The organism is Ottowia thiooxydans DSM 14619 (genome assembly GCF_000422885.1).
GTDB lineage: Bacteria > Pseudomonadota > Gammaproteobacteria > Burkholderiales > Burkholderiaceae_C > Ottowia > Ottowia thiooxydans.
On sequence record NZ_AUGX01000035.1, the window covers coordinates 20,467 to 32,864 of the forward strand.

The following is a 12,398-nucleotide window of genomic DNA, read 5'->3' on the forward strand; positions in this document are numbered from 1 at the left end:
TTTACTTGAGAGGCTTCTCGTACTTTGAAACTGCAGTTGCGGGAATAGTGACGCCAGGAATAAATTTTTCTAATTCAAACGTCAGATTTTTTGCAGAAGGACCATTTTTCCAAACCGATAACTCGTCTACCCGAATCCGCATCACTCGCTTTTTTGAACGGGAGAACTGATTCAACCCGGAGCCTAGCCTTACAACTCCTCGCCTTGAGGAATTGACTCCCAAATCCATGATGAATCTTCTAATTGGTTGAATGTTTTTCTTGTGATGAAATGGAAAATCTATCGATTCTAAAGCGGAAAAGTATGATTTCTGCATAATACCCGAATCATCGAAAAAATCAGAGCCAAGAATATTTTTAGATAGTGTTGTTCTTGTTTTATCGGAAGCCTCGATGAAATTTAATATAAAACCCCTGGCTATCTTTGATTCGTAATTTACAAATTTATATATATTTTCAACATCATAATATTCATAGCTGTAGTCTTCTATGAATTCTATTGGCTTTCCTAATGATGAGGCGAATATAATTGCGCTAGAGAAATTGCAAGTTATGATTTTTTCATACTTGGAGAGTAAATTAAGTAGTCTGCCGTAAAATTCGGCATCGCCTTCTCCTGCGCTGACTATCCCAACACCATTATTTTGAAAAAAATCTATTGATCCCTCAATGTCTCCTCTATGCTTCAGTAAGATATCGACATTTCGGAGGTCATGGTTTTTCCTTACTTTTTCAAGTAGAAGCCTGTCATTTTCTTTTCCGGGTGGAGGGGAAATTACGAGCGCTCTTTCTCCCGCAGCGGCCTCTCGATTATCACAAAGCAATAACCAGGGGTGCGGCAGACAGATAGAAGGTTTTATTTTCGACGCCTCGCGGTGAATATTTTTGTTGTATGCCCAGTGAATTGGCTCAATGTAGTTAACATCCAAAGGCTCAAAGCAATGGCCAAAATCAACGCCATGGGATAAGCTAAGTGGCGTGGGAGTGTCAAAAGGGAGGCGTAATGAATTATTTAAAATCTTCCCTGCGCCCATTTTTGCGCTGGATTCGTAAAATTTGGAATGCCGTTTAAATTTTTCGAAAATTTTATCTTCTGATGGGTTGAGTTTTTTCATTCCATCATGTCCCAAGATATTGGCTCTCCTCTATGGACCTCACGAAGTACGCGGCGTCCTAGCACTGCGGTTAAGTGCTTTGGGGCTAGTCCGAAGCCTGGGCGAATGCTTTGAATATCACCAAGTGTAATGATGCTGCCTGCAGACAAGTTTTTCACTATATAAAGTGATCTGCGAAACTTGGCATTGCCTTTTTCGCTAGATTTCAAGCCATAGTCCACTTTACCGAGTGACTGCCAAGCTGTTTTTGCACCTAGACAAAGTTGAGTTAGTTCAGGCGGCTCGAGCGAAAAACTGTCGTCTGGCCCACCACCGTGACGACTTAGCGTGAAATGCTTTTCAATGATCGAGGCACCCAACACCACACTAGCGATGGCAGTTGTGTTGTCCAGGGTATGGTCCGATAAACCGGTAACCAATCCGAAGCGGTTCATCATGTCCGGGATGGTGCGAAGGTTGTAATCTTCGGCTGGAGCAGGGTAGCCGCTAACGCAATGAAGGATGGCCAACTCTTTACAGCCGGCTGCCTTTGCGGCATCTATAGCTTCCTGAATTTCCTCAGCATCGGCCATACCGGTCGAAATGATCATCGGCTTGCCCGTGCTGGCCACGTACTTGATCAACGGCAAGTCAACTGCCTCAAACGAAGCGATCTTGTAGGCCGGAGCATTCAAATCCTCAAGGAGATCGACGGCGGTGTTGTCGAACGGGGAACTGAAGATGGTGATATTTAACTCGCGCGCGCGGTTGAACAGAGGCTTGTGCCATTCCCAAGGGGTGTAGGCGGCCTGATAGAGCTGATGGAGTGTTTTGCCGTCCCACAGGCCACCGTGTATTTGGAATTCCTCCGAATCGCAGTCTAGAGTGATAGTGTCCGCTGTATACGTCTGTAGTTTGACGGCATCCGCACCGGTCTCGGCTGCCGCTTCGATCAGCTGAAGGGCTCGTTCCAGTGAACCGTTGTGGTTGGCAGACATCTCGGCAATCACGTAGGGATGATGTGCCGTGCCGATAAGGCGACCCGCGATACGGATTTCAGGTGTTTTCATTTTGGTTCCCGTACGGTTGGAGACTTGGCTATCCTGCGTTGCCTAGCGCACGCGGTGCGCGGCGGCCGGAGCGGATGGTCTCCAGCGCACGCGGGCCCTCGTTGAGCACTAGATCCAGGACGCTGGCAAATGGGATGAAAGGTTGGAATACCTGGCGATATTGCGGATGTGTGTACTCATGCAACTGGACTTGAATTTTGCGTCGGTCGAAGGCGTCACGATCTTTCAATAGATAGTCTTCAGAGCCCGCAGGCGACAGATATTCACTGGCGCCAACCAGTTCACACAGGGCAGCCACATGCTCACCTCGTTTGCCCGCAGCCTGCAAGGTACTGCTGGTTTGCCAACGGGTAGAAATCCCGAGGGCCGAGAAGAACCACACAATCAATCCGAGATTGAGATCTGATAGGCGGCCGGTGCCAGCGGCTTTACGCAATGCTTCGCAGAAACTCGGAAAGAATTCCTTGTGATAAGGGGCGCCAGCGTAGCTGCCGGAAATCATGCGCTCGAGCTTGCCGGCAAATCGTGCGTCAGCGATTTCGACATCGAGAATGGCTTGTCCTGAGCGCCCTGCCGAGAGAACTGGAACGGTGGCGTATTCCAAACCATTTGGTGTGCGTAGCCTGTTTCGCTGCTGCCAGGATTGCTTGGAAAATGCCACATCATCCAGGATGACCAGCGCATCTACCTGATCGGCAATGTCGAACCAGCCCAACCAGGGCAAAAATGTGGGTTGCAGTATGGCAATGCGCATGGAGTTGTCGCGAACAAGGTCATCGCCGTTCGTAAAGTCGCAATTCAGAGTGAAAACCGTCGACTGTGCGATAGCCAAACGGTATGGTGTTACGGGCCAAGAGTCGGTAGGCATCCAGGTAGCTGTCATACATCTCACCCTTGATGGGTTCTATGACGCCTACTGTGCCCGGAGCGGTGGCTTTGGCTTTGCCTTCGAGGATATTGCGTAAAAGTATGAACTGAGGCCCAAGTCGAGTGACTTGAGACAGATAATTTCTCACCACCTCAGGCTCCATCTCCTGAAATGAGATGAAGTTCACGAATAGGTCAATTTTTCCTTGCAGCTTTGGGAGCTGCCATGAAGCCAGGGTGGCTGCGCGGTGGCTGGCACGCATTTGGGCAATGTCTAGCTCGGAGGCAGTGCGCGTACTCATGTAGTCCAGTACGAGTGCGTTGCCGTGAATGGCCGCGAGATAGTGATGCGCACACGCGATGGTTGGAGCAATGTCTACATCGATGTAGAAAATATCGTTGCGCGGATCGGCCAGCAGGATTTCCCCCAGGGAGCCGAATCCGCCTCCAATCTCCAGCACCGCACGCACAGTAGACAGGTCGCAGTGGCGCTTCAGAAAGCTCAGGCCAAGAAGATAGTTCAGCGAAGAGCGCCCGAAGCGGCGGCCTTCGAACTCAAATTGTTCGATGGGATCGGCAACACGGCTTTCGCTGAAGCGATCAATAAAAATTGCGCCAGGCGTATCGGATGCGAGCAGCGTGCGGTAGTCCGATTCGGCTTGCGCTTCACCTGACATCAGGCGCTCAAGGTGTATGGAACTGCGAGCGTCGCTAAGTTGCATGCTGTCCAGCGCATCGCGTAACACGTCAAAATGCTGAGGATTAACGTGGTACCCCGCAAACCCGTAGGTGGGCACGAAAAATGACAGCGGCCCGGGGAGCGAACGGAACCTGTGCAGGTTATCCCCACGCAACTCATCTACCAATGGACCCAGGGCAGCTCGCCAGAAAGGGGTTGGCCGGTATAGCGGATCTGCTGCATCCATGTCACGCAACAGAACATCCAGCATCGCATTAGTTTGGTTCATGCATCACTCATTTATAAAGGTAAATGGTGTACTCAAAAGGCGGCCTATCGTCGCGCACAAGATACTCATGGCGCAGGCTCACACGACGCGTTAAATTTCTCTTGCAGTAGTCGAATACTTCGCGTGGATCCGTGTAGTAAAGATCTGAAGCTTCAAAATCTACGTACGTGGACATCGCGTTAAAGGCCACATACCGATTCGCAGCCGCAAACGCCTTCTCAATGACTGTTTGCATGAACCCAGCATTGTCGGGCCTCTTGTTATTAAAGACGCCGCAGACGACGTAGGTGTCATGACCTTTGGGATAGTCGTCACCGAGCAGATCGCAGTGCTGAAAGGAGGTGAGTGAATCATCGGCATGCTTGGCATTGCCATAGTCGACAAAGTCTTGTACAAAATCCAGCCCAAGATAGTGGCCAGAGAATCCGGTCGCTCGGAGGTGGTCGCGAAAGTGACCTAATCCACACCCCAGATCGACCACTGAGCCTAGTTCAGGGGCTACCTCACGCAGCACCTGAAAACGGCGGAACTGAGATGGCGAGTCGGTGTATTGCACCGCCTGAGCTGAGTCACCATGGGCCTGAAACAGGTTTTGATAGTGTTGTTGAAGCGGGTTCATAGGATAGAAAGGGCTTGGGCAACGCGACGCGGGCCTTCGGCATCTAGCTTGGACGCAAAAGCTCTGCGCTGGGCGCTCAAAGCTCTTGGGTCAGAAATGAATTCATGAATTTGTCGCCTTAAGCGACTGAGCTCTGCACTATCCGCGGGGCCGAGATCAAGCGTAAAGCCTTGAGCTGCCATTTCCCGGGTGTCCTGATCTTGCAGATCAGTCAAAGAGAGGCAAGCATTGGTGATGCCGGCGTACGCACATTCGTATTTGGTGAGCCCGCCGCCGGAGATCACGAAGTCGGACTGTGCATATACTGACTCGATCGCTGGCGTGAATGGTATGTACTTGGCACGACTTGACGCCATGAAAGGCAGTTCGCTCGGCGCTAAATATGAAACTTGCATCCCTGGAAAATCGAGTGCCTGAAGTACCGATTGGAGATGTTTTGTACCGATGCTGCCACCAGACAAAAACACCAGGATTTGTTCGATAGGTCGATTCTCTTCCAAAGCGAGGTTATGGTTTCGCAAGGCGTAGAGTTCGGGTTTGACAGGAAGGTACGTCGGACCAAGTAATTGGTGTCGTGCGCCGTAGTCTAGATTTTCCGAACCAACTCGAAAGCAGATGACCATATCGGCCCCGCTGAGATCGCGGCGTTGGTCGTCGTCTATTAGTGCAAGCCGACAAGTGGAGTGTTTGAGCCCGTCAATGTAGCTCTGTTGGGTGTCATAGCTGTCCAACATCAGAACATCAAAACTCGTACAGACCTCACGGGTGCGTGCGATGCCGCTTGCGTCCATGGGGGGCACGGGAAGGGCTAGTGTGGCCAGACCGTATTGGGTCAGTAGTTGAGTGGCGAGCGTATCGTAGTGCCCCCAAAACGTGACTTGCGTGTGCGGCGTTTCCATACTCAGGCTGCGAGCCAGAGAGATGCAACGGGACAGGTGTCCTAAACCCTGCGTCTGGCCGCCGTCACAGCGGAATAAAATTCGCTGAGCGTTCTTCATACACGGGAGAAAGCTTTGATGGACTGAAAAACGTCCGTCAAAACATCTGTGGTGAAGAATGGCGGACAACGCGCTCGCCCTACAAGCAGGGCATTGCGCAAATGGTTTTCTGCCAATTCAGTTTGGTTGCCCATGGAATCCATGAATGCGTGTGTGGTCGCTGGAAATCCTATGGGCACGACGCTGACCATGCTGGAAAGTAGTGTTGCAGGCGATGGAACAATACCCATAAGCTTCAGCTCTTGTACAACCTGCGGAAGCAGGGCCTGGAAGTCTGTATGGGTGTCACCAATAACTTCTATGGTGCAGTTGTAGGGGGCTTGTAGTGGTTGACCGCGCAAATTGGGATACAACGTAACCCGGAATATACGCAGCGATTCGTCGTAACAGGTGACGTGATAGTTCGGGTCCTGAAACGGCTCATCAAACACTAGGTGAAAGAGCCCGATGGGTCTCGATAGTGGTGGGCGGCCTTCAAAGGGTATGTTTGCTGCACGTAAGAGCAGGGCCGGGGGTAATGTCCATGTCAGCATGGAACACGAGACGGTGCGCCCGTCGTCCAGCGAAATCGAGGTAATTTTTCCTCCGTCGTGCGTTACGGCGGCGATGGTGCGGCCACAGGCAATTTCCACACCGTCACGTCGCAGGCCTTGGACAAAGCCATCTACCCATTGGCCGATACCGCCGGTACGTGGATAGCGATGACGCGTCGAGCCGACGCCTTCCTCATAAGATGCGAAAGCCAGCGGCTCCGAGAAGCGCGAATCTTGCTTTAGGCGACGGGTTTCCTCTGCATCTGCACAGATTATTCGGCGAATCACAAAGGGCGTAAGTGGGTGTAGTTGCCCGGGGGCCACACCGAGCTGCTTGCGGATCGTCGGTCCGGCAACCAAAGACGCTAGCGTTGTCCCAAAGCGGCGCTCCAGCGATTCGGCCAGAGTCGTTGGGGCCGTTTCGTGTCGTGCAATTGGGGCTGCGGCAATTTCCGCCAGGGCCTTGCGTAAGGCGTTTTCCCCCACGCGGCGCGCATCGGGGAAAGGGCTGTTTCGGTTCATCGCACCAACGAACCAGTTACCAGCACGCAGCATACGGAAAGTGTGCCACTTCTCTTCGCTCAGATCACCGTACAGCAGGGAGTCAATCTCTGCCAAGCCAGTGTCACTGAGGATATGGGCGCCGTGGTCGAAAGCTATTCCATCATCGTTGGAAATCGAACCCAACAAGCCACCGCAGTTTGCGTCGCGTTCGACGAGCAGCACTTGGTCATATTGGCGCGCGAGGAGTTTGGCGGATAGAAGCCCCGCAATGCCGCCGCCAGCTACTATGGCGGTTGTCATTGGGTTTCCCGGGCAAGTAGTTGAAACATGACTTCCGCCCGGTGCCAATCCTCTGGCGTGTCTATGTCCTGCACCCGATGGCGGGGCAGAATTACCGGTGAGGCGCCCTGAGCGAATACAGGCATGTTCGTCAACCAAGCTGACGCCTTGCCCCAGCAAAACTGACCAGCGTCGTGCCAAGCTTCTTCGAGATCTTGCGAGCGAGTGGTGAAGTACTCGGGACTAAACATCTCGATGCGCCGGTTTGCGGTGAGACGGATGGCTCTCTGGATGGGGAACGGAAAGCTAGTGACGGCGAGGGCGTAATCACAATTCTCTTGAACGAGAGTATCGAGGCCTCTTCGGAGATCAGTTGCCGATACAAAGGGAGCCGTTGCATAGATGCAGCATGCAAGTGCAACTTGCTCTGGGCCATTCGCATTCATCCAGGCAATGGCGTGGGCAATAACTGCGGTTACACCCGTATGGTCGTCAGACAATGCTGGCGAGCGAGTGAATGGCACTTCTGCGCCGCATTGTTGAGCTATAGCCGCAATCTCAGCATCGTCGGTGCTCACGATTATGCGGTCGAAGCATCCGCTGCTCCGGGCAGCTTCGATGGACCAAGCCAGCATGGGCTTGCCGCAAAAGAGCTTGATGTTTTTACGCGGAATGCGCTTGCTGCCTCCACGGGCGGGAATGATGGCGAGCCTCATACGTTCAAGGCGGCGGAGAGCGCTGCGACCACTTGATCCTGCTGTGCCTGGCTCAACCCTGAGTACATGGGCAGGCTGATGGCTTCTGAGTAGTAGTGCTCGGCCTGGGGATAGTCACCAGCTTTGAATCCCATGCGCTCGTAGTAGGGCTGGGTATGCAGCGGGATATAGTGCAAATTGACGCCAATGCCTGCTGCTCGCAGCGCTTCGAATATTTCGCGGTGCGTTCTCGATATATGGTTGAGCTGGAGCCGGACCACGTACAAGTGCAGGCCCGAGTAGCCGTCCGGGTGCTGCCAAGGGAGCGTGAGTGGTAGGTGGGCGAGTAATTCGTCATAACGGCGAGCAAGTTCATGGCGGCCCGCGACGTAAGTATCAAGCCGTTGCATCTGACTGCAACCTAGTGCGCCTTGCAACTCTGTCATGCGATAGTTGTAGCCCAATTCGATCTGCTGGTAGTACCAGGGGCCGTCGGGCGCATGAGTCATTTCCGCAGGGTCGCGAGTCATTCCATGACTGCGTAGGCGTGCCAGACGGTTGGCAAGCACCGGGTCTCGAGTGAGTGCCATGCCGCCTTCAGCGGACGTGACTATCTTTACGGGATGGAAGCTGAACACCGTGATGTCGCTGAACTCACAATTGCCTATGGGGCGGTCAAGATAGCGCCCCCCGATGGCGTGAGATGCGTCTTCGATGATTTTGAAGCCATACCGCGTGGCGAGGCCGCGTATTGCGGGCATATCGCACGGCTGGCCGCAAAGATGAACGGGTACCACTATCTTGGGTAGGCGGCCGGTGCGCTCGGCTTCTTGGAGCTTGCTTTCTAGCGCAATCGGACACAAGTTGTAAGTGCGTGGGTCGATGTCGACAAAATCCACTTTGGCACCGCAGTACAACCCACAGTTTGCGGATGCGAGAAAAGTAATCGGGCTGGTCCATAACCAGTCCCCAGGCCCTAGGTCTAACGCCAAGCATGCAATGTGAAGAGCCGATGTTGCGCTGTTAACCGCGATGGCATGGGGCACACCACAATAATCAGACACGGTCTTTTCGAACCGAGGCACCATGGGCCCTTGGGTCAAAAAATCGGAACGTAGTACTTCGACAACCGCGTCGATATCAGCTTGCAATATCTCCTGGCGACCGTAAGGGATCACGGCTTACTCCTCTGCAAGGCGGTTGAACTCGGCAATACCCGGGACGTCAAGGAAATGCGGGTTGGTACCGGATTCATATTGGAATCCCGGTGCTACATCCCGACCCTGTTCACCAAGGCCATTCACACCAAAATTATTACCCCGACTAGTGAATGTGATCGATGGCTGAATGACGTAGTGATCATCAAATTCCAAAGTCAATCGTGAGTCATCGGAAGGGCACATGGTTTCATGTAGCTTTTCCCCGGGACGAATTCCGATGACCTTATACGGAAGATCCGGGGCGACAGCTTGCGCCAGTTCGGTAATGCGGATGGACGGTATTTTGGGAACGAAGATCTCACCGCCGCTCATGCGTTGGAAGTTGCGCAGCACGAAGTCCACGCCTTGTTGCAGCGAAATCCAGAACCGCGTCATATTGACGTCAGTAATAGGCAGGTGGGTTGCCCCCGAATCCAGCAAACTACGGAAATAGGGCAATACTGACCCGCGGGAGCCCACCACGTTACCGTAACGTACAACCGCGAATGAGGTGTCATATCCGCCGGCCAGGTTGTTCGCTGCCACAAACAGTTTGTCGGAGGCCAGCTTGGTTGCTCCATACAGATTGATAGGGTTAGCAGCCTTATCAGTGGACAAAGCTATTACCTTCTTGACGTTGTTAGCGAGCGCCGCGTGAACGACATGCTCAGCACCATAAATGTTGGTTTTGATGCACTCCATGGGGTTGTATTCGGCGGCAGGAACCTGCTTCAGGGCTGCAGCATGGATCACATAGTCGACTCCGCGCATGGCCTGCACCAACCTGTCCTTGTCGCGTACGTCGCCTATGAAGTAGCGCATAGCTGGAGCGAAGAAACGCTGCTGCATTTCATATTGTTTGAGCTCGTCTCGTGAATAGACGATCACTCGGCGAGGCTTGTACTTCTCGAGCAAAGTCTTGACGTACTTGTGGCCAAACGATCCCGTGCCTCCTGTAATCAGGATGGATGAGTCATCAAACATGTGTATTAGTTTCTCTCGGTTCTTCGGTGGGTGCACCCATCGATATAACGGTATCGCAAGCCCTGAGCGAAGCTTCCCGGTGTGCGATTACCAGAATGGTTTTGCTTCCGGACAAGTTGCGAATGGCTGCATTCAGCGCTTCTTCGGTGTCAGTGTCTAGAGCACTGGTTGCTTCGTCCATGAATAGCACTGCAGGGTCATGGTAGAGAGCTCGGGCAATGCCAATGCGCTGGCGTTGGCCGCCGGACAGGCGGATGCCTCGATCCCCCACCACGGAGCCATAGCCCTCAGCTAATTCTCGCTCGATAAAGTCATGTATTTGGGCGGTGCGGGCAGCTCGTTGCACGGCCTGCATGTCGATTCGATGCTTCGGCACACCAAATGCGATGTTTTCTGCCACGCTGGCATCCGCGAGGTATATGTGCTGAGGCACGTAGCCAATGGCTCGCTGCCACGCCGCCACATTGCTGTGCACTATAGGGATGCCATCCACGGACAGTGTTCCGGCCTGAGGCTGAAGCAGGCCAAGAAGAATATCCATGAGCGTGCTTTTACCGGCTCCACTTCTGCCGGCAATGCCCACGCTGGTGTTGGCAGGAATAACAAGATCGAACCCTTCGAGCACAGGTTTGTCCGGGGCTGAAGGATAGGCATAAAGGATGCCCTGTAGCCGTATTTCCTGCAGTGGGGCGATCGCATGGCTATGCTGGTCAGCGACCGGAGGTTGTGGGAGGGAAAGGTCTTCGTGAATATTGTCCAGCGTGGCCGAGGAAAAACGCAGCCGCGCCAGTCCACGGTACATGATTTGCACTGCGGGCAGAAGACGGTAGGCGGCGAATCCGTACAGCCCCAACGCAGGCAGCACTTGAGCCATGTCACCAGAGCGCCACAACAGCACCAACGCGATGAGGATTAAGCCGGTATATCCCACAGCCTCGACGATATACAGCGGAGATTGACTCAGAGTTTCGGCCGTGGCCGAGTGCCGCGAGAATTCCCGTGAGGCATGAGAGAAGCGCGTCAGATAGGCATCGGTCGCATGGGTGATCTTGACATCCTTGATGCCGCCAAGAACTTCACTGCAACTTTTGTAGCGCGCGGTATTGGCCATTTGCCGCGCTGAACCGATGCGTGATAGGCGCTGACGCACCAGCAGGTAAATTGCACCATAGAGGAGGCCCACTGCGGCTACGATGCATATGGCCATCCATGGATCGTAGGCAAACACCAGCACGACCATAGCAACTACGACAGTCCCCTGGGCAATCAGCATAAATAGAGGCTGCAACAGGTCAAAAATGAGCTGGTCCACTTCGGACAGGACACTCTTGGTCAACTCGGACGAGTTGCGCGCTAGAAAGAATTCGTAGGGCTGCCGGAGGTAGGTGGACAGTAGACGCACTCCCAGCGATTGCCGCTGCATGTGAACAAAGCGGCCTACTACATGAAACGTGAGGGCCTTGAACGTGGACGATGCGATGACGACCGCCATGGTCGTCAAGCCCAGGGCTACGATGAAGGAGGGTTCATGGGCGAAGCCAAGTGCTTCGTAGAGACTACTGAGCCAGCGGTTCTCATGCACGATGGCGGGACGTGCCAGTACGGAGAGAAACGGCACGATGGACAGTACACCGGCTGTTTCCGCCATCGCCATGAGAATGACCAGCAGCAGCATCCAAATGGCCTTGCGCTGTTCAGCTGGCGCAAAAAGCGCCCAAACTTTCTTGAGCGTTTCACGCATGATGAAAACGCATTGCGCTTGAACTCAGCATGTCATCCGAGTCACTCATAAGCCGGTCACTGTCCCTCCTACGCGAAACCGCATCTATCAAGGGGGTGTTGTCAACGTGCATTTGAGGGTTGAAAGAGGAAGTGATGTATCCGCTTATGGACGATTAATCTTCTAGGGTGTGGCGGCTTTGCGTGCCAAGAGTCTATAGCCAGTTGTCAAGGCCGCCCAGTTGGGGAAGATGCGTGCGGCTGTCCAACCCAGGATATTGACGAGGGCGATCAATATCAAAAGTACCGGTATAAATACAACGCTTGCCTTTCGCTGTCTCAGTGATTGGACAGTGGCTCCGCCTAAAGCAAGGCATGCGAGCACCGCAGCAGACTCCAAGGAGCTTTGTTTTTGTTCTATTGAGACGATTTCCAGGCCTGCGTTTGCCAGGTCGCGTTCCAGACCATGCTTGGTCAGGCGTTGGTAATCGTGAGGCGCGTCATGAATGGGATACAGAAAGGGCATGCTGAGCAGCAGATGCCCACCGGGGCGCAGTACTCGGGATGTTTCTTGCAAGGCCTCCTGCGGAGTCTTGATGTGTTCGAGTACTTCAAGAAGGATCACGGTGTCGCAACTTTGTGCCGCCATTGGAAGGCATGCTGCGTCAGCAAAAATATCAGGGCGTGCTTCGTATAGGTTTTTACCCGTTTCCCAATAGTCCAAACCGATGTATCGAGTTCCGCTGACAAGGTGCCGTTCAATCCAGCGATTGGCGCAACCAATGTCCAGTACGGTGCCCGTCGCGTGAGATTTGACCCAAGCGGCAACTTGCTTGGTATCGTTCAATAGCCATTGAGGATGCAGCGGCG

At 53.4% G+C, this 12,398-nt stretch carries 12 protein-coding genes; all 12 read right to left on the minus strand.

All coding sequences use genetic code 11. The features are described 5' to 3' along the window. Position 1: 1 nt before the first annotated feature. The gene (locus G518_RS0121235; protein WP_028604260.1) at positions 2 to 1,114 is read right to left on the minus strand and encodes a hypothetical protein; all 1,113 of its coding nucleotides are present in this window, start codon (positions 1,112 to 1,114) and stop codon (positions 2 to 4) included. After that, positions 1,111 to 2,163, minus strand: coding sequence for a pseudaminic acid synthase (pseI, locus tag G518_RS0121240; protein WP_028604261.1), 1,053 nt, complete (start codon positions 2,161 to 2,163; stop codon positions 1,111 to 1,113). Before pseI ends, G518_RS0121235 begins: the two co-directional genes overlap by 4 nt. A gap of 28 nt (positions 2,164 to 2,191) precedes the next feature. Next, positions 2,192 to 2,917 (minus strand): WbqC family protein, encoded by a 726-nt coding sequence (locus G518_RS0121245; protein ID WP_028604262.1) that lies wholly within the window; start codon positions 2,915 to 2,917, stop codon positions 2,192 to 2,194. Between the two features lie 19 nt (positions 2,918 to 2,936). Further along, positions 2,937 to 3,998, minus strand: coding sequence for a putative sugar O-methyltransferase (locus G518_RS0121250; RefSeq protein WP_028604263.1), 1,062 nt, complete (start codon positions 3,996 to 3,998; stop codon positions 2,937 to 2,939). 7 nt (positions 3,999 to 4,005) lie between these two features. Further along, complete coding sequence (locus tag G518_RS0121255) at positions 4,006 to 4,617, minus strand: methyltransferase domain-containing protein (RefSeq protein WP_051237192.1); 612 nt, start codon at positions 4,615 to 4,617, stop codon at positions 4,006 to 4,008. Next, entirely contained in the window at positions 4,614 to 5,516 is a 903-nt protein-coding gene (locus tag G518_RS0121260; RefSeq protein WP_156909489.1) for a hypothetical protein, read from the minus strand. The genes G518_RS0121255 and G518_RS0121260 overlap by 4 nt, the downstream gene beginning before the upstream one ends. A 95-nt stretch (positions 5,517 to 5,611) precedes the next feature. Further along, entirely contained in the window at positions 5,612 to 6,952 is a 1,341-nt protein-coding gene (locus G518_RS0121265; protein ID WP_028604266.1) for an NAD(P)-binding protein, read from the minus strand. Continuing rightward, the gene (pseF, locus tag G518_RS0121270) at positions 6,949 to 7,647 is read right to left on the minus strand and encodes a pseudaminic acid cytidylyltransferase (RefSeq protein ID WP_028604267.1); all 699 of its coding nucleotides are present in this window, start codon (positions 7,645 to 7,647) and stop codon (positions 6,949 to 6,951) included. Before pseF ends, G518_RS0121265 begins: the two co-directional genes overlap by 4 nt. After that, on the minus strand, positions 7,644 to 8,804 hold the full coding sequence (gene pseC / locus G518_RS0121275) for a UDP-4-amino-4,6-dideoxy-N-acetyl-beta-L-altrosamine transaminase (RefSeq protein ID WP_028604268.1): 1,161 nt from the start codon (positions 8,802 to 8,804) through the stop codon (positions 7,644 to 7,646). Before pseC ends, pseF begins: the two co-directional genes overlap by 4 nt. A 3-nt stretch (positions 8,805 to 8,807) precedes the next feature. Further along, positions 8,808 to 9,809 carry a UDP-N-acetylglucosamine 4,6-dehydratase (inverting) gene (pseB, locus tag G518_RS0121280; protein ID WP_028604269.1) on the minus strand — a complete coding sequence of 334 codons (1,002 nt, stop codon included), beginning with the start codon at positions 9,807 to 9,809 and terminating at the stop codon, positions 8,808 to 8,810. Continuing rightward, the gene (locus G518_RS36220) at positions 9,802 to 11,550 is read right to left on the minus strand and encodes an ABC transporter ATP-binding protein (RefSeq protein ID WP_051237194.1); all 1,749 of its coding nucleotides are present in this window, start codon (positions 11,548 to 11,550) and stop codon (positions 9,802 to 9,804) included. The genes pseB and G518_RS36220 overlap by 8 nt, the downstream gene beginning before the upstream one ends. A gap of 162 nt (positions 11,551 to 11,712) precedes the next feature. Beyond that, positions 11,713 to 12,375, minus strand: a complete 663-nt coding sequence (locus G518_RS38690) for a class I SAM-dependent methyltransferase (protein ID WP_169457983.1) — start codon at positions 12,373 to 12,375, stop codon at positions 11,713 to 11,715. Positions 12,376 to 12,398 lie beyond the last annotated feature (23 nt).